The organism is Agromyces sp. GQ35 (genome assembly GCF_059758475.1).
This window is the reverse complement of sequence record NZ_JCAXEO010000001.1, coordinates 836,215-857,162: the sequence shown is the minus strand read 5'-3', so window position 1 is coordinate 857,162 and position 20,948 is coordinate 836,215. Positions and strand designations below refer to the sequence as shown.

Here is a 20,948-nt window from a genome sequence, read left to right as displayed (position 1 = left end):
CCCGTGCCGCCCCACCACTCAGCCGGCCGGGCGGATGCTCGAACCGAGCGGCCGATCGGGGGCGAAGCCCGGCAGCACCAGAAATGTCGCGCTCGCGGTCGGCGTGACGTAGGCCATCAGGTCGTCGGTCTCGTCGAGGCGGTGCTGCGTCTGCACGAAGGTGCGGAGATCGCGCTGGAAGCACGTGAACATGAGCCCCGCGTCGCGGGCCTCGGGATCGTCACCGATCGGGCCGTCGTCGAATGCATACCCGCGGCGCAGCATCAGGTTGCTGCCCGTGAACGACGGATGGGCGGCCCGCACGTGCGATCGTGCCGGCACGATGAAGTCGCCCTCCGGCGACTTCGCCAGCAGGTCCACCTCGCCGTGGGGGTCGCCGCCCGACAGGGGTGTGCCGTCGGCCTTCCGCCGCCCGATGATCTTCTCCTGGCGCGCCCGCGATTCAGCCTCGAAGCGGCTCGCCTGCAGCCGAAGACGACGGATGACGCAGATCGTGCCGCCTGCGAACGGCCCGTCGGCAATCCACACATGCGCATCGAGCTCTGCCCCATGCGGAACGATGATGCCGTCATGGAATCCGAGTGGATTGCGGGTCACCGTTCCCTGTCCGGGGCCGCGGAAGAGACGCTGAACCCAGCGAACGGACGCGCCGGGTATGCGTGCGGCGAGCCAGTTGACGGCCTGGCCGGCGGCGTTCGGGTCGCTACTGTATGCGGCGAGCATGATGTCGCCGCCGTTGCGGTCGGTGGCCAGGCCGGCGTCGGAGGCGAAGCGGGGCAGTGGTTCGGCGCCGGGCAGGGACGGGTCGACGGCCGCGATCACGCGGGGGCCGAGTCCGACCGTGACCGAGAGGTCGCCTGCGCCGTCGGGCAGGGCGTCCGTCGGCGCTTCATCGGAGTCGAGTGGCGCGGTCAGGGACGAGATGTCCACGCCCAGCTGGGCTACCAGCGCCCGGAGCCAAACTGCGAACGCCGGATCGGCGGCGGATGGCGGCGCGTCGTGCAGATCGAGCACGGCCATGACGCCGTGCGGTTGCGGCGTCGCGGGTCGGGCGATGCCCGCTTGATGCGCGCCGTGCGGGTGAACGCGACGCGGAGCCCCCGGAGGCGATTCGAGCGCCCCGGCTGCCGTTCCCTCATCCCGCAGCGTTTCCGATGCGACCCAGCCGCCCGCCACTCCCGCCGCCGCGCCGAGACCTGCCGCCGCGAAGCCGCGCAGGACGTCGCGACGTCGTGGGCCCGTCATCCGGCCACCAGGCCCGCGCCGAAAGCGCCGGCGAACTCGACGCCGTCCCCGGCCCCGAATTCGAGCACGGTCCACTCGCCGGATCCGCCCAGTCGCACCTCCATGCGGTGCAGCACACCGTCGCGGTCGATCCAGTACCGCACCGTCGCGTCGCTGCCGTCGCCGGCGGAGGTCTCAGGGTCGAACACGTGGTCGGAGGTGGGGCCCGCGACCACGTCCACCTCGTCGCCGTCGAGCTGGTCGGAGCGGAGCCACCGAGCATCGGTCTGCTGGAGCAGCAGCGGATTGTCGGGGCGGTCGTGTCCCGCCGCGAGGATGACGGAGAGCGCTGCGTGCAGGCGGGAGACGTTCGGGGAGAGGTCGCTGGTGGTCCACGTCGGATCGTCGGCCGACACGACCGGCGGCGGGAGCGGCGGCAACTGCGTCATCTCGCCCGTGTCCGCATCCGACTCGTCAGTCGCGTGCGAGCCGATGACCTGGTCGCTCCACACGATGAGCGCAGCGTCGCCGTCGGCGCGCAACGTCGCATAGCCGAGGCCGGCCACGTAATCGACCCAGCCACGGAGTTCGTACCGTGTGCCGCCTTCTGCGAGCTCGAACGAGACCGACCGGATGCCGGTGTCGAAGTTCGTGAAGCGCATGATCGAGAGGCGCTGCGCCTCCTCCGTCGTCATCGGTCGCGGCGATGCGTCGGACGACGACCCGGCACCCGACGACGGGCCACCGGCGGCGGCGGGGTCATCGCCCGGAGCCGCCTGACCCGTGCACGCGATCGTGCCGGAGAGCAGCGCCGTAGCGGCCGCCATCGCCACCATGCGCCGTACGAGACGGATCGTCGACGTCACTCCGCTGCCGCCCGATCCGCGAGCAGATTCACGTCGGGAAGCGGGAAGTCGGATGCCGGCGGCACGTCGATCGCATCAGGCAGGGGATCGGGAAGACGGTCCACCTCGTCGAGACCCGGTTGCGCAGGCGGGGCGGGGACCTTGAGGAAGCTCATCCCCTGAGGCACGGGCACCGTGGGCAGGACGGTGGTGGCGGCGGACGGGGCGGCGATGGGACACGCACTCGCGAGCAACTCCGGCGGCGAAGACGTGGTCGCGACGTTGTCGCGGAAGCAGTTGCCGCTCCCGGGAGCGCGCGCCGCCGAGACATCCGCCGCGTCGATGCCGTTGGCCGCGAGCGAATTGCCCGTGAACTCGTTGTCGATCGCCGCGAGATCCTCGGCGTTCGAGAGCAGGATGCCGGCGACCGGGTTGCCTTCGATGCGGTTGGCGGTGATGCGGTTGGCCTGGCCACCGTTGACCGCAAGGCCGATGCCGAAGCCGCCCAGCGCGTGTGAGGGTGAGTCGCCGTTCGCGTTTCCGGCGATCATGTTGCCCACGACGACATTGCCGCGCTGCGGCGTGAACGCCTCCTGGTAGTTGGAGATCAGCGTCATTCCGATCCGGTTGCCGGCGAATCGGTTGCCGGCGATGGTCAGCGAATCGGAGGCATTGGCGTTCTCGAAGCCGATGGCGTTGCGCTCGGCGACGTTGCGCGCGACGAGGATGTCGCACTCCACGCATTGCCCGACATAGAACCCCGAGTCAGCCGAACCCGACGCGTAGGAATCCGTGATCGAACCGTGCCGGGCGTTGAACGCGTAGATGCCGTACAACCCGTTGTTGTAGGCGGTCACATGGTCGACCGAGAATCGCTCGAGCGGCGGGAACTCGGCCGGGTCGAGTTCGGTGTACCCCGGTCCGCCGTGGGCGAGCGGGCCGTTCTCATCGTGCATGCCCGTGACGAGCACGCCGTAGAAGAGGGTCGAGTGCACCGTGAGGTTCTCGATCCGCACGCCGTCCGCGGAGGCGAATACGCCGAACGAACGGATTCCGCCGCCGTCGATCACCGTGGTGTTGCGGTCGACGCCGCGCAGCGTGACATCCGGCTTGTCGATCGTGACCTCTTCGGCGTAGGTGCCGGGGCCGACCAGCACCATGCCCCCGCTCGCCACGAGCTCGATGCCGTCGCCGATGGTCGGCGCATCCTCCGGAACGCGAACGACCGGCGCCCCGTCAGCCGACGACGCATCACCGACCGACGCATCATTCGGCGTGCAGCCGACGACGACCGTCGCCAGGAGGACTCCCGCGAGGCTCGCAACGACTCGACGCCTCGCACTGGTCCCCATGGCGACGAGTTTAGGCGGACGGCACGCGGCGTGCCGTCGAGAGATGGCATACGGCGTGCCGGTCGAGACGAAATCGCAGCGGCGCGCCGACAGAGTATTGCGCAAACTCTCAGCTTCCTGCTAAACAAGGCACCGTCGCGCCTCCGAGGGCGCGAATTTCTTTGGGGGCCGGCGTGTGCCGGAACAAGGGGGGTTCCATGCGCAGCATGCCGAGAACGTCGTCGCGTCATCTCCAGACGGCGGGGGGAAGCGTTCGCCGCAGCGTGGCCATGCTCATCGCGATCGGCGTCGTCGGCACCGGCTTGAGCGCCCTGGCGATCGCTCCCGCGCAGGCCGCCGTGGGCGATACGGTCACCGGCACCGTCTGGCAGGACTACGACTCCAACGGCATCCTGGACACGTTCGAGGACTCCGGGCGCCTCGCCGGTGTCGAGGTGCGCGCGTACGACGGCGCCGGGAATGCTGCCGGCCCGGTGACGACCGCTGCAGACGGCACGTACTCGCTGCAGGTGACGTCGGATGCCGCGCGCTGGCGTGTCGAGGCCAGTGTCCCCGACACACCCCAGTGGGACGGCTGGAAGGACTCCGCCGTCGGTCGAACCGCGGGCACGAGCAACGGCACGACCGTGCAGTTCGTCGACGTGCCCGACGGCGGGACGACCGGTGTCGACTTCTCGTTCCAGGTGCCCGGCGCGTATGTCGAGAACAACCCGCTGGTGTTCCTCCCGGCCTACCGCTACGGCGCGAGCGACGGCGCCCAGGGCGGGTTGTTCGGCGGCACGGCCCACCTGTACGACGCCATGAGCGCGCACAGCCAGGGGACCGTGCCGACGACGTGGAACGTGCCGTTCAATGAAGTCGGCGCCACGTTCGGCACCGCATGGCAGCAAGCTCCGGCGCCTGGTGCCCTCGGGACGCTCTTCGCCTCGGCGTACGTGCGCCGGCACTCGGGCTTCGGGCCGTCCGGCATCGGCGCCATCTACCGGGTGTTCCCCGATGACGGCACCGCCACGTCGCCGACCGCTTCGGCCTCGCTGCTCGTCGATCTCGCCGCCAGCGGCATCGACCTCGGCTCCGACAACGACCCGGGCGCCGTCACCGGCGATCCGAACGGGCTCCGGCCCGTCGTGACCAGCCAGAACCCGGCGTACGACTGGCGGCGTGACGCTCAGGCATGGGACAAGGTCGGCCGTGTCGGCCTCGGCGGTATGGAGATCTCCACCGACCAGCGTTACCTCTTCGCGGTGAACCTGCATCACCGCTCGCTCGTGCGGGTCGAGATCGATCGGACCGGCGCGAACGTCATCGACGTCCAGGAGTTCGAGCTCGATGCGTACTTCCCCGACTCCTCGGACCTGCGCCCCTTCGGGCTCTCGTCGAACCCGCTGACCAACGAGCTCTACCTCACGGCGACGAACACGGCGGAGACCTCGGGCGACCGGGCCGACCTGAGCGCGCACGTCTACGCGTTCTTCCCCGAAGACCCGACCACGCTTCGCGAGGTGCTGGACTTCCCCCTGGGCTACGACCGGGGCACGGGTTGGGGCGGCTTCGACGCCGACTACCAGCCGTGGAGCGTCGATCCCGCGGACTACGCGCCGTACTACAACGGCGACGTGATCGGAACCTCCGTGCCGGTCGTCAGTGACGCCCGATTCCTGCACGGCGACCTCGTCATCGGCATCCGCGCCCTCGACGGCGACGTGTTCGGCTCGTACACGTACCTCTCCGACAGCCCGACCGACATGCGGATCGTTCGTGCACGCACCAACGGCGGCGAGCTCCTGCTCGCGGGCGGCAACGGCGACGGCACGTTCACCATCGAGCAGAACGGCGTCGTGAACGGCGTCGCGGGCGCCGGTGCGGGCGCAGGGGCGCTCCTGAACGGGCCGACCGGCCCGAACAAGTACTTCATCGACCAGTGGTGGCAGGGTCCCGAGCACCTCGGCGCCGTGCTCGTCGTCCCGAGCCGGCCCGACGGCGTGCTCGAGACGGGAATCCACGTCGCGGAGGGCGCCTACCAGGTCGGCACGCGACGCTTGTTCCAGGGCGACGGACGCGTGGTGGACCCGCGCGGCGCCGCGATCGTCACCGGTACGAATGTGCTCGGCGTGACCACCAAGGGCAACGGCCTCGGCGAACTGACCGCGTTGGCGTCCGCCGCGCCGATCGAGATCGGCAACTACGTCTGGTACGACGTCGACAATGACGGCGTCCAGGACCCCGACGAGGCACCGGTGCCCGGAGCGACGGTGAACCTGTACGAGGTCGACGCGGGTGGCGTTCGCACGCTGGTCTCATCCACCACCACCAGCGCGATCGGCGAGTACTACTTCTCGTCCAACCCGGCCCTCAACGCGAACGGCTACGCCCTCGAGACGGGCACCGAGTACGTCGTCGGCGTCGACGATCCGGCCGACTACGCCGAGGGCGGACCGCTGTTCGGCTGGTCCCCGACCACGGCGGACACCGGCGACGCGCTCTCACCCGAGCCCGATCGCAACGACTCCGACGGTCTCGTGGAGGAGACCGATGCAGGGGCGTTCCCGTTCGCGGCGATCACGACCGGCGACCCGGGTGAGAACGACCACACGATCGACTTCGGCTTCTCCCAGGTGGATTACGAGTTCACCAAGCGCACGGTGTCCGGACCGACTGAGAACCCTGACGACGACGGCACCTGGAGCCTCAGCTACGAGCTCGTCGTCGAGAATCCCTCCGATGTGAACGGTTCGTATCTCCTGACCGACGACCTGTCGGGCTACGGCGAGGGGATCGAGGTCGTCGGCACCGAGGTCGTCGCAGGGCCGGCCGGCGCGGCGCTCAACCCGGCATGGGACGGCCTCGCCGACCAGTCGGTGATCACCGACCGGCTGCCGATCGCGGCCGGATCCACCGAGGCCGCCGGCACGGCGCACGTGTACACCCTCGACGTGACCGTTCGTCTCGCGTCCGATGCCGTGACCGGTGAGGCCGTCGCCGACCCGTCGGAGCTCGCCTGCGGGCCGGACCAGTCGCCCGGTGGGCCGACGACCGGCCTGTTCAACGTCGCGACCCTCGACCCGAGCGGTCATGAGGACATCGTCGACGACGAGTGCGCCGACCTGCCCCTCGTCAGCCTCGTCAAGACCGTCGAGGTGGAGCCGCGCGTCGTGGACCGTGCCGGCGAGCCGGGTCTCTGGGAGGTCGTGTACGGCCTCGAGGTCACCAACGAGTCCGACGTCGCGACGGACTACGACCTGACGGATCGACTCCGATTCGGTTCGGCCGTCGAGATCGAGTCGGTCGAGGTGGCGAACGTCGAGCCCGGCGGGATCGAGACGAACGCCGGCTACGACGGCGTCGACGAGGTCACGGTCGTGGGCGACGAGCCCATCGCGGGCGGAGCGACGCACGTCTACGAGGTCACCGTGCGCTACACCTTCGATCTGCCGAACCCGCCGGCGCAGCCGGACGCGTCCGACTGCTCCCTGGTCGAGGGCGGCGAGGACGGCACCGGCCTGCTCAACGGCGCGGCCACCTCGTTCAACGGCTACCGGGCCCTCGATTCCGAGTGCCGTGAGCTCGGTCAGGCGACGCACGAGAAGTCGCTCGTGTCGGCGACCCCGATCGGCGACGGCCGTTGGCAGGTCGAGTACGACCTGACGGTGCAGAACCTGGGCACCGGCGCGACGCTGTACGACCTGGACGACACGCTGCGCTACTCCGACGAGACCACCGTCGTCTCGGCTGGCGTGACGTCGGCGCCGGCCGGCGTGACGCCGGCCGCGTGGGATGGCGCGACGCAGACGCGCATCGCCTCGGCGGTGCCGTTGCCCGGCAACGATGATCCGGCGTACGCGCCGCACGTGTACCGACTGACCGTCGTCGCCGAGGTGCCCTTGCAGCTCGACGGTGCCGGCTCGGATGAGGGCACGGACCCGGCACGCTGCGCCGCCGACGGCGAGGACGCCTCGCTCGCACGCGCGCTGACGAACACCTCGTCGCTGACCGACGAGGCGGGCCAGCTCGAGACGGATGCCGCGTGCGCGGCGCTGCCCTCGATCGAGATCGCCAAGACGGTGTCGAACGGCCCCATCGACAACGGCGACGGCACGTGGACGGTCACGTACGACATCGTTGCGACCAATGACGGTGGCGCGGGCGGCCTCTACGAGGTCACCGACGGCATGACCGCTGACGGCGACCTCGTCATCGAGTCCGCGACGGTGGTCGCGAGTCCCGACGGCGTCGTCCCGGCGGCGACGTGGACCGGCCTGGGTGCCGAAGGGGCGCCCGAGAACGTGATCGCCTCCGACGTGAGCCTTCCGTCCGGTGCGGAGCACACCTACCGCATCGAGGTCGTGGTCCTCATCGAGAACCCCGATGCGGAACTGGTCGTGAGTGCGTGCGCGGCCGCGGGCGAGAGCGGCAACGGCGGACTGTCGAACGTCGGCGGTATCGAGCACAACGATGAGTCCGCCACCGCTGAGGCGTGCGTGGCGCTCGCGTACATCGTGGTGGAGAAGCGCATCAGCGACGGTCCCGTCGCGAACGGTGACGGCACCTGGACGATCACGTACGACCTCGACGCCCGCAACGTGGGCGCTGCGACCGGTTCGTACGACATCGCAGACCGGCTGGAGTACGGCGACGGCATCGAGATCGTCTCGGCAGACGTCGTGGACACACCCGACGGCGTTGACGCGGAGGCGACCTGGACCGGCCTCGGCTCCGAGCCGGATGCCCCGGAGAATCTCATCGCCGAGAGCGTGGAGCTCGAGGCGGGCGGCCTGCACACCTACCGCGTGCAGGTGGTGATCGAGATGGACGAGTCCACCATCGACCCGTCCGCCCTTGCCTGCCCTCCGCCGGGATCCGGCGAGGCCGGCGGGCTTGCGAACACCGCCCTCCTCAATCACAACGGCATCATTCACGCCGACGACGTGTGCGCCTCCCTGCCGCTGATCCGCATCGCGAAGACGATCAGCGAGGGACCGACGCCCAATGGAGACGGCACCTGGACCACCACCTACGACCTGGTCGCGACCAATGCCGGTGGGGCCGAGGGCGTGTACGACCTCGCAGACCGGCTCCGGCACGGCATCGGAATCGTCGTGGAGTCCGCCGACGTCACCACCACGCCGGACGGTGTACCCGACCCGAGCGCGTGGACCGGCCAGGGCGTCGAAAGCGCCGCCGAGAATGAGATCGCCGCAGACGTCTCACTCGGCGGAGGTGGGTCGCACACGTATCGTGCACAGGTCGTCGTGTCGCTCGACGAGGCAACGGTGACGCCCGGGGATCTCGCGTGCCCACCGGCGGGCTCCGACGCCCGACGCGGATTGGCGAACACCGTCGAGCTGAGCCACAACGGCGAGGTGAGCGACGCTGAGGCGTGTGCTCCGCTGCCGCTGATCGAGATCACCAAGTCGCTCTCGGGCGCGGTGGTTCCCGTCGACGGACAGGACGGCGTCTACGACGTCACGTACGAGGTGACGGTCACGAACCGGGGACCGGGCGTCGGGGTCTACGATCTCGACGACGAGCTGGCGCCCGGTGAGGGCGTCACGATCGAGGGCATCGAGAGCGTCTCGACGACGGCGCCGGCCTCGGTCGGCATCAACCCGGACTTCGACGGCCTCACCGACGTCCGGATCGTCACCGGGCAGCCCATCGCCGGAGCCGCCGGAGCACCGGTCACGCACGAATACGCGGTGGTCGTCCGGTATGCCGCGGAGCTCGGCGCGATCGACGTCTCCCCGGCCGACTCGTGCACCGACTCGAGCGGCACGGTCGCCGGCGGGCTGAACAACGTCGCCGGGGTCACCTGGAACGGGCTGCGCGACACCGACGAGGAGTGCGTGCGTCCCGGCAAGCCGACGCTCGACAAGGCCCTCGTCTCGGCCTCGCCCGTCGGCGGCGGCCAGTGGCAGGTCGTCTACGACCTCACGGTCGGGAACGTCGGCCACGAGGCGACCACGTACGACCTCGACGACGAACTGCGGTTCGCCGAGACGGTCACCGTCGACACGGCGGAGGTGGCAGGTCCCGACGGCGTCGCGATCGACGACGCGTTCGATGGCGGGGAGCACACGCGCATCGCCACGGACGTGAGCATCGCAGGACTGGATGACGACGGCTACGCGCCGCACGTCTACCGGGTCACCGTCACGGCGGGCGTCCCGCTGGCGTTCGACGCAGAGGAGATCGGCGAGGACGGGACCGGCTCGCCGGCGTGCACCGCACCGGCCGGCTCCAACCTCGTGCGCCAGGGCCTGAACAACGCGGCCACGCTCACCGATGAGACCGGTGACACCGTCACCGACACCGATTGCGCGGCACTGCCGTCGATCGACATCGCCAAGTCGGTCGCCGCCGGACCGGTCCGCAGCGCGGGCGGCTCCTGGACCATCACCTACGACATCGTCGCCTCGAACACGGGTGCCGCAGCCGGGGTGTACACCGTCGTCGACCGTCTCCGCTACGGAGCCGGCATCGAGGTTGCGGCCGCGCAGGTCGTTCGCGCGCCCGATGGCGTGACGGCCGCGGGCACGTGGACGGGTCAGGGCGCCGAGGGCGACACCGTCAACGTCGTCGCCGCCGATGTGACACTTCCGGCCGGCGGCACGCACACCTATCAGGTGCGGGTCGTCGCGGAAGTGGATGTCGCGGCGAGCGATGCGTCGACGTTCGCCTGCCCCGAGCCCGGATCGAGCTCGAACGGCGGCTTCGCCAACACCGCGGGGCTCAGCCACAACGACCTCACCGACAGCGCAGTGGCATGCGCGGCGCCCGAGCGCCCGGCCGGAGCGATCGCGAGCACCGGCGTGACTCCGGTTCCGGCGCTGCTCGTCGCCACGATGCTGCTCCTGCTCGGTGCGGCCGTGGTGGTCGTCTCCCGGCGGCGCGCGGGCACGCGTCCGAGCGCGACCCGGTGATCCGCCGGGCGGCCTGATCGAGGCAGTGCGAGGGGGCTCGGAGGCGACTCCGGGCCCCTCAGCCTTGCGGCCGTACCACCCCGTGCTCGTACGCGTAGACCACGGCGTGCACGCGGTCGCGCAGGCGGAGCTTCATGAGCACCTTCGAGACGTGCGTCTTCACGGTCGCCTCGCCGACCCACATCCGCTGCGCGATCTCGGCGTTGGAGATGCCGGCCGCGAGGTGCTGGAGCACCTCCCGCTCGCGCTCGGTGAGGGTCTCGAGCTCGGCCGGCCGCGCGGTCCGGGGCTCGGCTGCTGCGGCATCCGGCATCGAGGAGCTCGCCGGTCGGAGGGCGGCGGTGCGTCCGGACGCCGCCTCGATCACGCGGCGCGTGACGTCCGGCGACAGCAGTGCGTCACCGCGCGCGACCACCTGCACCGCCTCGATGAGCTGCTCGGGGCTGGAGTTCTTCAGGAGGAATCCGCTCGCTCCCGCCTCGAGGGCGGCGAACAGGTAATCCTCACGGTTGAAGGTCGTGAGCACGAGCACCGCGGCGTCGGATGTCGCGTCGGCGGTGATGCGTCGCGTGGCCTCGAGACCGTCCATGCCGGGCATCTGCACGTCCATGCAGACCACGTCGGGGGAGAGCTCGGCGACCTTGGCGATGGCCTCCACGCCGTTCGCGGCCTCGCCGACCACTTCGATGCCGTCTTCGGAGTCGAGGATGGTGCGGAACCCGCCTCGCACGAGGCTCTGGTCGTCGACGACGAGTACGCGGATGCTCACGCGCGAACCTCCTCGACCCGCCGCAGCGGGAACCGTGCGCGCACGAGGTAGCCGCCGCGCGCGCGCGGTCCGAGCTCGAGGTGGCCGCCGGCCGCGGCGACCCGCTCCTGCATGCCCAATTGCCCGAGGCCGTGGCTCGCGACATCCCGCGCCGCACCGGACCGGGGCGGGCGCACGGCTCCCGTGTTCGTCACCTCGACCTCGACCGACTCGTTCGCCCAGCGCACGCGCACCTCGGCCGTCGCCGCCGCGCCGGCGTGCTTGCGCACGTTCGTGAGCGCCTCCTGCGCGATGCGGTAGGCGCCGAGATCGACGACCGCAGTGACCTGCACCGGCTCGCCGATGATCTCGAGCGTGGTCGGCAGGCCGTTCGCCGAACTCTCGGCCACGAGTTCGTCGAGGCGCTCGAGGCCGCGGGTCGAGGTGCTCGTCGCCGCGTCGAACGGCACGCGCAGGGTGTCGTCGAGGATGGCGGTCGGTCCGGTCTCGGCGTCGCCGCGCAGGGTGCCGAGCAGCCCGTGCAATTCGTCGACCGCGTCGCGGGCACTCGACTCGATCGATGAGAGGGCCGCCGACGCCGCCTCGGGGTCTTTCGCCAGCACCCGCCGTGCAGCGCCGGCCTGCACCCCGATCACCGAGACGTGGTGCGCCACGACGTCGTGCAGTTCGCGCGCGATGCGGAGCCGCTCGATGGCGACGGCCTGTGCCCGGGTGCGCTCGCGCTCCGAGGCGAGCTCAGTGGTGCGCTGCTCGAGTTCGGCGCGCGAGCGCGCCGAACGGTATGCCGAATCGCCGAAGTACCACGCGCCGCCGAAGTACAGCAGGTTCGTGAGCACGTTGATGAGACCGAACGCGAGGTACGGCGAGATCGTGCCCTCGCGGGAGAGACCGGGCAGGTGGCCCTGCACGGTCGAGAAGTAGATGAGCCCCCAGAAGAGCCACACGAACATCCCCACGACGATGACGCCGCGCACGATCGTCGCCACCCGGCGGCTGCGACCCCACGCGCCGACCGTGTAGATCGCGATGAACAGGGCGATATTGCTGAAGAGGATCTCGCCGAGCTCGACGACGCCGCCGACGACGAAGGCGACGGATGTCACGAGCGCCACGATCTCGGGCCGCCACCGCCGCACGGCGAGCGGCAGCGTCATCGCGGCGACCCAGACGACCGAGCCCCACCACGGGGCATCCTCGCCCCACCCCGTGACGCGATACAGCACGACGCTCGCGGCGGTGCCCGCTGCGAGCACGAGGGCGAGGATCACGTCATTGCGGAAGGCGCGCCGGCCTGGCCGAGGGCGCACCCATTCGATGCCCTCGACTACCGGTGTCGCGCCGGCGGGTACTGCTGCGTCGGCCATGCCACCACGCTAGCGAGCAAGCGCGGCGCACGAATCCACCCCGCGGCGGAGATGTCGCCCGACCTCAGTCGCGCGCGTCCCGCCGTTCGCCCGCCCGCTGCTTCAGGAAGACGAGCGGCAGCAGCCACGTGCCGAGCGCGGTCACGAGCCAGACGATGAGCGTCGCGAGCACCCACGTGAGCACGCCGTCGATCTGCAGTCCGTTGCCGATCCAGTGCGCGAGCGCGAGCGCGAGGAAGGTCGAGACGAGGCCGACACCGCCGAGGATCGCCGGTGCATGCCGCGCGGCGAGCTTGGAGACGAGCGGGCTCAGGAGCGATTGGGCGATCGCGAAGATCAGCATCGCGACGACGAACCCGGCCCAGTTGATGTCGAAGCCCGGAAGCAGCCACCAGGCGATGAGGAGTCCGAGGGCGGCGGTGCCGAGGAAGATCGCCGCGCGGATCAGGAAACGCACCATGCCGCGAGCGTAGCGGTCGGTGCGACATCCGTCACTGCATCTTGGCGGCGGGCCCCGGAGCGAGCATGATGTGCACATGGCTGAACGTGCCACGCGCGATGCGTCGAGTCCCGCCCCCAATCCGGCGGCCAAGCGGGTGCAGGCGGCGTACTTCACCCTGCTGATCGGCAACACGCTCGCCGCGTCGTTCATCTGGGGCGTCAACACCCTGTTCCTGCTCGACGCCGGCCTGACGAACCTCGAAGCGTTCGCCGCGAACGCGTTCTTCTCGGTGGGCATGGTGATCTTCGAGGTGCCGACGGGCGTCGTCGCCGACACGATGGGGCGTCGGGTCTCCTACCTGCTCGGCACCGTCACCCTCGCCGCGACGACCGTGCTGTACTACCTGCTCTGGGTCGCCCACTCGCCGTTCTGGATGTGGGCGGTCGTCTCGGTGCTGCTGGGGCTCGGCTTCACGTTCTTCTCCGGCGCGGTCGAGGCGTGGCTCGTCGACGCGCTCACGGCGACCGGTTACACCGGCGGACTCGAGCGGGTCTTCGGGCGGGGTCTGGCGCTCTCCGGGGCCGCCATGTTCGTCGGCTCCATCGCGGGCGGCGTCATCGCACAGGTCACGAACCTGGGCGTGCCGTTCCTGATCAGGGCGGGCATCCTCGTCGTGATGTTCGTCGTGGCCGCCCTGGTGATGCGCGATCTCGGCTTCACGCCTGCCGGGCGGGCGCACCCATTGCGTGCCACGAAGGAGGTCTTCCGTGCCTCGGTGAAATACGGCCTCGGCCGACGACCGGTTCGATACGTCATGTTCGCCTCGTTCTTCACGACGGGCGTCGGCTTCTACGTCTTCTACGCACTGCAGCCGTACCTCGTGGAGCTCTGGGGCGACACCGGAGCCTATTCCATCGCCGGTCTTGCGGCGGCGATCCTCTCCGGCTCGCAGATGATCGGCGGACTCGCCGCGCCATGGGTGCGGCGGAGGTTCCGCAAGCGGACGACGACCATCATCGCGAGTCTCATCGTCTCGACGCTCGTGCTGCTCGCGCTCGGCGTGAACCACAACTTCTGGATCGCGCTCGTGCTGCTCACCGTGTGGGGTCTCGTCGACGCCGCGGCCGGCCCGGTGCAGCAGGCCTATCTCAACGACATGATCCCCTCGCAGCAGCGTGCCACCGTGCTGTCGTTCGACTCCCTGCTGGGCAGCACTGGCGGCGCGGTGATCCAGCCGGTGCTCGGGCGCTCGGCCGACATCTGGGGATATCCGGGTTCCCTCCTCGTCAGCGGCGGCATCCAGGTGCTCGCGGTGCCGTTCCTGTGGCTGAGCCGCAGACAGGGTTCACCGGCGGATGTCGCGACCGGCGAAGAATCGGACGCGCCGGAGGATTCGACGGAGATCGCGGGGCCGACGGCCGGGTGAGTCGCGTGTCTCGGCGCGCGACATGACCTCGGGTCACCCCCGTTCGGGGGACGTGTAGCATGGGGCGGACACCCTGAGCGGCCGGCGGTCGTTCCCGAATCGCGGCGGGAGGTGCCCGATGCGGAAGACCGTACTCTTCAGTGCCGCCGTCGCGGCCCTCTTCGTCGGCTCCATCTTCGTCGGCGTCGCCGTTGCCACGACTGGGGCCCCGGTGCTCTATGACGCGAGGTCGCCCCAGCCGGCCGCACCGGCATCCGACGGCTTCGGCGTCGAGACCGGTGGGGTGCAGGGCGGCGAGCCGCGGGTTCCGGCAGACGGCGCCGACGGCAACGACGATTCCCCGCTGCCCAGCGCGCCGTCGACCCCTCCGGTCGGCGACCCGGCTCCCACTCCGACTCCGGCTCCGAGCCCGAGTCCGACGCCCGCTCCTCCCGCAGATCCCGAGCCCACCGCCGACGAGCAGCAGGCCTGGCTCGGGTTCCAGCAACTCGTCCGCGAGTGCATGACCACGGCAGGCCAGGAGTACCGCTACTGGGAGTGGTGGAACACCGAGCCGCGCAACCCGACCTCCACCGCCCCGGCGCTGCCCGACGACCTCACGGTCGAGCAGCAGGCGGCGTGGCGCCTCGCGCTCGAGGGCGACGGCGCCGCCGACGACGGATGCATCGGCGAGGCGATGCGGGCCGATCAGCAGCCACCGACCTCCGCCACACCTCCGCCACCGCCGGCTGAGAGCGAAGCCCCGCCGGCGCTCGAGAGCGACGCCCCGCCGGCTGAGAGCGACGCACCATCGGCTGAGAGCGACGCACCATCGGCCGAACTGGTCGACTGAGCGGCGGTGCGCTCGCCCCGGTCAGGCGGTGAGTTCGACGACGGTGCCGTTCAACTCGGCGGCATCCGTGCTCCAGAGCGCCACGACGGATGTCGCGAGCCGGTCTTCGAGGCCAGCGAGCGCCTGCACCCGGAACGTGACCGCGGCCGCAGTGGCGGCGGTCGGTTTCGACTCGCCTCCGTCGTCGGCCGCTCGACCGGCCTTGTCGAAGCCCTGGGCGAGCGAGCGCATCCACGACTCGCTCGCCGCCTTGATGGACGTGTAGTTGGCGCCGCCCGCGGTGGGGCGCTCGACGGTGGTCGAGGAGACGATCGCGATACGGCCGGCCGGTGAAGCGACGAGATCGTCCCAGAAGACCCGGCTGATGTAGCGCAGCGCCGTGAACGACCGTTCGAGTACGCGGTAGTCCTCTTCGGTCTGTCCGGGGATTCCACCGCCACCGCGCCAGCCGCCGACGAGGTGCACGACCCCGTCGACGTCGCCGACTCGGGCGTGCACGCGCATGGCGAGCTCGAGCACGTCGTCGCCGTCGGTGAGGTCGGCGCGTTCTCCGATCACACCGGGCAGTTCCGCCTCGAGCTGCTCGATGCGACCCTGGTCGCTGCCGACGGCGACCACCCGTGCGCCGGCGTCGAGCAGGGTGCGTGCGACGACTCGGCCGGACGTGCTCGTCGCGCCGGCGATGAGCACGACCTTGTCGGTGAGTTCCTTCACGTGCTGCTCCTCATCGATGCGTTGGCGAGTGTTGCGTTGATCGAGTGCTGCGCCGGTCGAGTGCCGCGTTGGTCGAGTAGCGAAGCGTATCGAGTCCACCGTACGTGGCGTTGGTCTCGATACGCTCCTTCGTCGCTACTCGACCGGCGGCGTGCGGAGGCGTCGCTACTCGACCGGCGGCGTCGCTACTCGTCCGTCGACTGGGCGGTGATGCCGACCGTCGACTCGATGACCGGCTTCATCTTCTTGTCGAGGGCCTCGTAGAACATCGAGAGGGGGAACTCGTCGTCCATCACGAGGTCGGTGTACCCCTTCGGTGCGCCCGCGAGCACCTCGCGCGGGAGGCCCGCTGCCCACACGGATGCCGGGTTCGGCGTGAGCACCGAGCGAACCAGTTCGTACGCGGCGAGCCAGTGCGCCGTCTTCGGCCGGTCGATCGACTTCCAGTACAGTTCGTCGATCGCGTCGCCGAGTTCGACGACCGCGTCGGGCACGGCGTCCCAGTCGAAGCTCAGCGAGACATCCGTCCACTCGAGCACGTGCTTCTGGTGCAGCCACGCGAACAGCAGCTGACCGCCGAGCCCGTCGTAGTTGCGCACGCGCGAGCCCGTGATCGCGAAGCGGAAGATGCGGTCGAAGATCACCGCGTACTGCACGAGCTTGCCGTGCTCGAGCAGCTGCGATTCGACGGCCGACAGCGACTCACCGCCTTCCTCAGCATGCGCTGTCGACCGCTTGCGCAGCTGCCGCTCGATCTTCACCGACTCGCGGAACGCGGTGAGGTCGCACCGCAGCTCCTCGAGCGAGTAGAGGAAGAACGGCATGCGCTGCTTGATCATGAACGGGTCGAACGGCAGGTCGCCGCGCATGTGCGTGCGGTCGTGGATGATGTCCCACATCACGAAGGTGCGCTCGGCGAGCTCCTGGTCGTCGAGCAGCGCTCTCGCATCGGCGGGCAGTTCGAGCTTCGTGATCTCGGATGCCGCGCGCACGACCCTGCGGTAGCGTGCCGCCTCGCGATCCTGGAAGATCGCGCCCCACGTGAACGTCGGGATCTCGCGCATGGCGACGGTCTCGGGGAAGAGCACCGCCGAGTTCGTGTCGTAGCCGGGCGTGAAGTCGACGAGGCGCAGGCTCACGAAGAGCTTGTTGCCGTAGTCGCCGGCCTCGAGCGCCGCGATGAACTCGGGCCAGATCGTCTCGACCACGAGCGCCTCGACGTGCCGCTCGGTCGAGCCGTTCTGCGTGTACATGGGGAAGACCACGAGGTGACGGATGCCGTCGACCCGGTGCCGCTGCGGCTCGAATGCCACGAGGGAGTCGAGGAAGTCGGGCACGCCGAAGCCCTCGGCCTGCCAGCGGCGGAAGTCGACGACGGATGCCGCGAGGTACTCTGCCTCGTGCGGGAACCGTGGCGCGAGCGCCTCGATCGACTCGACGATGGCGTCGACGAGGCGGGATGCCTCCGGCTGGTCGCCCTGCTCGGGCACCGATCCGTCTTTCACCTGCAGCGACTGCAACGCGGTCGCCGCCTCCTTGAGACGGAGCCACGCGGCATCCGTCTCGACGCCGTCGGCGAGCGTGAGCTCGGCGGGGCTCACCTCGTCTTCGAGAACCTCGGGTTCGCCGATGATGGCGTCGGTCATGGTGGTGCTCGACATGTGAACCTCCGATCCTCGATGAGGGTGTGCGCGGCGCGCGGGTGACGGCGCGACGGGATTCGTCGGCCACATCAAGGCTACGAGCCGGGGCTCCGCGATTGGTTGTGCCCGAGCGCGGGATTGTTGCGTGGCCGCCAGAATTCACGGCGAAGATCGCTGCGCGGCGCAGCTCCTCGCGAAGCGAGGTTTCGGGCGGTTCTGCGAGCTCCCGCCACGTCTCGTGGCGAAACGGGGAGTTCTGTCCATTGACACAGGCCGACGCGCACTGTCAAGATGCGTTCGGCAATCAGCCGCTTCCCAACAGCAAGGAACCCTCACACATGACCACTCCCGCCCCCGCCCCAGTGCCTTCGCAGCCGGCGTCCGCCGAGAAGTGGAACGTTCTGTCGATCGTCGGCTTCGTGCTCTCGCTCCTCGGCTTCAACGTCGTCGCGATCGTGCTCGGCTTCATCGGCCTGAACCAGGTCAAGAAGACCGGTGAGCGCGGCCGCGGCCTCGCCATCGCCGCGATCATCATCGGCTTCATCTCGATCGTGCTCTTCGTCATCATCATGATCGTCACGTTCTCGATCGCCGCGTCGACCGCGACCCTCACGACCTACTAGGCCGTCACCACGAAGTCCCCGCCCGGCTCAGGCCCGGCGGGGACTTCGTCGTTCGTGCCGAACGTTCAGTGCACGCGCTCCGGTTCGCGAGCGGATGCCGCCTCGGTGCTCGTCGCGGTCACCGTCGTTGCAGCCCCCGTGACCCGGCCCGCCGGCAGCAGCAGCGCGATGAGTCCCGACACGAGCAGCACCGCGGCACCGACCACGACGGCCGGCTGGGCGCCGGCGCCGTACTCGGCCGGCGTCAGGGCGCCGCCGGCGCCGGTGAACACCGCGGTCGACACGGCGATGCCGAGTGCCACGCCGACCTCGCGCAGCATCGAGTTGGTGCCGCTCGCCTTGGCGTGGTCGTCGGGTGCCATGGTCGCGAGCACCGCGGTCGCCGAGGGCGCGAAGACGAGCCCCATGCCGATGCCCGCGACGATGAACGGCGCGATGTAGGCCGAGTAGTCGGTGCCCGCCTCGAGCAGTTGCGTGAGCCAGAAGAGCGCCCCAGAGAGCGCGAGCAGGCCGGCGACGATGAGTGCACGCGTGCCGATACGCCCTGCGAACACGCCGGCGAGCGGCGCCACGATCATGGGAGCGAGCGTCCACGGCGAGGTCTGCACGGCTGCCTCGAGCGGGCTCGCGCCCTGCACGACCTGCAGGAACTGGATCAGGATGAAGATCGATCCGAAGGCGCCGAAGCTGAACCCGAAGCCCGCGAGGTTCGCCACGGTGAAGCTGCGATCGCGGAACAGGCGGAGCGGCAGCAGTGGCGCCGAGGCGCGGGACTCCCAGGCGATGAAGGCGAGCAGCAGCGCACCGCCGGCGATCAGGCTGCCGAGCACCTCGAAGCTCGACCAGCCCGCGTCGTTGCCGCGCACGATGCCGTAGACGACGCCGAGCAGGCCGACGCCCGAGAGCAAGAGGCCGACGACGTCGGCGCGAAGACGTGCACCGAAGCTGTTCGGCAGGGCAGTGAGGGCGAGTGCGATCGAGACGACACCCACCGGCACGTTGATCCAGAAGATGGCCTGCCACGCCCAGCCCTCGATGACCGCGCCGCCGATGAGCGGGCCCGTGGCGACGCCGAGTCCGGCGACGCCGCCCCAGATGCCGATCGCGAGCGGCCGCCGGGCGAGTGGCACGGCGCCCGCGAGCAGGGTGAGCGAGAGGGGCATGATCGCCGCGGCGCCGAAGCCCTGCGCGGCCCGGGCGGTGATGAGCTGGGTCGGGTCGGTGGCGAGCGCCGCGAGCGCCGAGCTCAGCGTGAAGACGACGATGCCGATCACGAAGAGCGTGCGCCGGCCGAAGCGGTCGCCGAGGGCGACGGCCATCAGGATCGTGCTGGCGAAGGCGAGTGTGTAGGCGTTCATGAACCACTGCAGCTCTTCGACGGATGCCCCGAACTCCGAGTGCAGCACCGGCAGGGCGTTCGTCATGACGAGGTTGTCGAGCGTCGCCATGAACATCGGCAGCGCCGTGGCGATGAGCACGAGCCACAGCGGGCTCGGTCGGCGGGTGCGCAGTGTGCCTGCTGCGTCGATCGTTGAGGACACGGCCTTGCTCCTTGTTTGTAATCGGATGATTACTTGGACAGTAGTAATCGACTGATAACATGTCAAGCATGACCGTGGAAGAAGTCGCACCGGTCCCGCGAATGAGGTCGGCCGATCGGCGCGAGCAGATCCTCGTCGCGGCGACTGCGGTGTTCGGCGCCAAGACCTACGTCGGCACCACGACCGACGAAGTGGCCCGCGCGGCCGGGGTGAGCCAGCCCTACGTCGTGCGGCTCTTCGGCACGAAAGAGAAGCTCTTCGTCGAGGTCATCGAACGCGCCTACGCCCGCCTGCTCGCCGAGTTCCGCGCGGCATTGCCGGGGTCGGTCGAGGGCCGTGCCGAACGCATGGGCACGGCGTACACGAGCCTGCTCGCCGAACGCGGCATGCTGCCGGTCATCGCGGGGTCCACGGCGCTCGGCGGCGAACCGGTGATCGGCCGCGTCGCACGCAACGGCTTCAGCGAGATCTGGCGCTTCGTGCGCGAGGAGGCCGGATTCTCTGAGGAGCAGACACGCCAGTTCATGGCGACCGGCATGCTCATCAACGCGGTCGTCGGCCTCCGCCTGACCGGCGACTACGGCGACGAGCTCTCCGCGACCGAGATCCTCGACGCCTGCTTCCCCGACGGCGTGGCCAAGATGCGCGCGCTGATGCCCGGCGCCGACGAACCATGGTGATGGGGCGCCCGCTGTACGAGTCGCTCGGCTACGAGACGACGTCGATCAGTATGCGCAAGCGCCTGAGGTGAGCGGCCTCGTCCGTCAGAGCGGCTTGCCCATGTGCATTGCCCCGACGGTGTAGCCGAGGCCCGTGTAGAGCCGGATCGCCGGTTCGTTGTACGCGAAGACGTTCAGGCGCAGGTTCACGGCACCGTGCTCGCGCGCCACTTCCTCGGCGAGCTCCATCGCTCGCCGTCCGAGGCCGCGACCCCGATGCGTCTCGTGAATGGCGACGTCCCAGACGTACCAGTTGGCGGCGTCGGTCATCGGGCCGACCCAGAGCCAGCCGGCATCTTCTCCGGCAGCCTCGACGGTGAAGAGCAAGTGCCCGTCGACGAGGCGGCCGTCTGGAAAGAACTGCTCCTCAGACGCCCGGCGCGCGGTGGTCGCCTGCTCGGCGTCGTCGCCGGCGCTGCGCCGGGCCTCTTCATACGCCGCCATCGCGATCGGCAGCCAGGCGGCGACCTCGGCTTCGGACTTGGGGATGAGACGAACGTCGTCGATCATCGTTCCATGATGCCAGCGCGGCTC

General features: G+C 70.0%; 15 protein-coding genes. 5 read left to right on the top strand and 10 right to left on the bottom strand.

Annotation, left to right across the window (positions count from 1 at the left end; all coding sequences use genetic code 11):
• Positions 1 to 18: 18 nt before the first annotated feature.
• The 3 genes from AC6CH0_RS03985 to AC6CH0_RS03975 are packed head-to-tail and all read right to left on the bottom strand — an operon-like array spanning position 19 to position 3,421.
• On the bottom strand, positions 19 to 1,245 hold the full coding sequence (locus tag AC6CH0_RS03985) for a Dyp-type peroxidase (RefSeq protein WP_498098410.1): 1,227 nt from the start codon (positions 1,243 to 1,245) through the stop codon (positions 19 to 21).
• On the bottom strand, positions 1,242 to 2,090 hold the full coding sequence (locus AC6CH0_RS03980) for a hypothetical protein (RefSeq protein ID WP_498098408.1): 849 nt from the start codon (positions 2,088 to 2,090) through the stop codon (positions 1,242 to 1,244). Before AC6CH0_RS03980 ends, AC6CH0_RS03985 begins: the two co-directional genes overlap by 4 nt.
• The gene (locus AC6CH0_RS03975; protein ID WP_498098406.1) at positions 2,087 to 3,421 is read right to left on the bottom strand and encodes a right-handed parallel beta-helix repeat-containing protein; all 1,335 of its coding nucleotides are present in this window, start codon (positions 3,419 to 3,421) and stop codon (positions 2,087 to 2,089) included. The genes AC6CH0_RS03980 and AC6CH0_RS03975 overlap by 4 nt, the downstream gene beginning before the upstream one ends.
• A gap of 269 nt (positions 3,422 to 3,690) precedes the next feature.
• Here AC6CH0_RS03975 and AC6CH0_RS03970 point away from each other — a divergent pair, with 269 nt between their 5' ends.
• Positions 3,691 to 10,341 (top strand): SdrD B-like domain-containing protein, encoded by a 6,651-nt coding sequence (locus tag AC6CH0_RS03970; protein WP_498101016.1) that lies wholly within the window; start codon positions 3,691 to 3,693, stop codon positions 10,339 to 10,341.
• A gap of 58 nt (positions 10,342 to 10,399) precedes the next feature.
• Here AC6CH0_RS03970 and AC6CH0_RS03965 read toward each other — a convergent pair whose 3' ends face one another.
• The 3 genes from AC6CH0_RS03965 to AC6CH0_RS03955 all read right to left on the bottom strand — a co-directional run bounded on the left by AC6CH0_RS03965 (position 10,400) and on the right by AC6CH0_RS03955 (position 12,934).
• Positions 10,400 to 11,110 carry a response regulator gene (locus AC6CH0_RS03965; RefSeq protein WP_498098404.1) on the bottom strand — a complete coding sequence of 237 codons (711 nt, stop codon included), beginning with the start codon at positions 11,108 to 11,110 and terminating at the stop codon, positions 10,400 to 10,402.
• A complete protein-coding gene (locus AC6CH0_RS03960; RefSeq protein WP_498098402.1) occupies positions 11,107 to 12,474 on the bottom strand; it encodes a sensor histidine kinase in 1,368 nt (455 codons plus the stop codon). The genes AC6CH0_RS03965 and AC6CH0_RS03960 overlap by 4 nt, the downstream gene beginning before the upstream one ends.
• A 64-nt stretch (positions 12,475 to 12,538) precedes the next feature.
• Entirely contained in the window at positions 12,539 to 12,934 is a 396-nt protein-coding gene (locus tag AC6CH0_RS03955; protein ID WP_498098400.1) for a phage holin family protein, read from the bottom strand.
• A 76-nt stretch (positions 12,935 to 13,010) separates the two neighbouring features.
• On the opposite strand from AC6CH0_RS03955, the gene AC6CH0_RS03950 reads away from it, so the two are divergent.
• Together AC6CH0_RS03950 and AC6CH0_RS03945 are read left to right on the top strand one after the other, a co-directional pair.
• On the top strand, positions 13,011 to 14,342 hold the full coding sequence (locus AC6CH0_RS03950; protein ID WP_498098398.1) for an MFS transporter: 1,332 nt from the start codon (positions 13,011 to 13,013) through the stop codon (positions 14,340 to 14,342).
• A 118-nt stretch (positions 14,343 to 14,460) separates the two neighbouring features.
• Positions 14,461 to 15,174, top strand: coding sequence for a hypothetical protein (locus AC6CH0_RS03945; protein ID WP_498098396.1), 714 nt, complete (start codon positions 14,461 to 14,463; stop codon positions 15,172 to 15,174).
• Positions 15,175 to 15,195: 21 nt separating this feature from the next.
• On the opposite strand, the gene AC6CH0_RS03940 is transcribed toward AC6CH0_RS03945, so the two are convergent.
• Both AC6CH0_RS03940 and AC6CH0_RS03935 read right to left on the bottom strand, forming a co-directional pair.
• Positions 15,196 to 15,888, bottom strand: a complete 693-nt coding sequence (locus tag AC6CH0_RS03940) for an SDR family NAD(P)-dependent oxidoreductase (protein ID WP_498098394.1) — start codon at positions 15,886 to 15,888, stop codon at positions 15,196 to 15,198.
• Between the two features lie 185 nt (positions 15,889 to 16,073).
• Positions 16,074 to 17,549, bottom strand: a complete 1,476-nt coding sequence (locus tag AC6CH0_RS03935; RefSeq protein ID WP_498098392.1) for a DUF6421 family protein — start codon at positions 17,547 to 17,549, stop codon at positions 16,074 to 16,076.
• A 320-nt stretch (positions 17,550 to 17,869) separates the two neighbouring features.
• Between AC6CH0_RS03935 and AC6CH0_RS03930 the strand changes: the two genes are divergently transcribed.
• Positions 17,870 to 18,154, top strand: coding sequence for a DUF4190 domain-containing protein (locus AC6CH0_RS03930; protein ID WP_498098390.1), 285 nt, complete (start codon positions 17,870 to 17,872; stop codon positions 18,152 to 18,154).
• A gap of 65 nt (positions 18,155 to 18,219) precedes the next feature.
• Here AC6CH0_RS03930 and AC6CH0_RS03925 read toward each other — a convergent pair whose 3' ends face one another.
• The gene (locus AC6CH0_RS03925; protein ID WP_498098389.1) at positions 18,220 to 19,695 is read right to left on the bottom strand and encodes a DHA2 family efflux MFS transporter permease subunit; all 1,476 of its coding nucleotides are present in this window, start codon (positions 19,693 to 19,695) and stop codon (positions 18,220 to 18,222) included.
• A 59-nt stretch (positions 19,696 to 19,754) separates the two neighbouring features.
• Here AC6CH0_RS03925 and AC6CH0_RS03920 point away from each other — a divergent pair, with 59 nt between their 5' ends.
• Positions 19,755 to 20,375, top strand: coding sequence for a TetR/AcrR family transcriptional regulator (locus AC6CH0_RS03920; RefSeq protein ID WP_498098388.1), 621 nt, complete (start codon positions 19,755 to 19,757; stop codon positions 20,373 to 20,375).
• Between the two features lie 84 nt (positions 20,376 to 20,459).
• On the opposite strand, the gene AC6CH0_RS03915 is transcribed toward AC6CH0_RS03920, so the two are convergent.
• Positions 20,460 to 20,924, bottom strand: coding sequence for a GNAT family N-acetyltransferase (locus tag AC6CH0_RS03915; RefSeq protein WP_498098387.1), 465 nt, complete (start codon positions 20,922 to 20,924; stop codon positions 20,460 to 20,462).
• Positions 20,925 to 20,948: the final 24 nt, after the last annotated feature.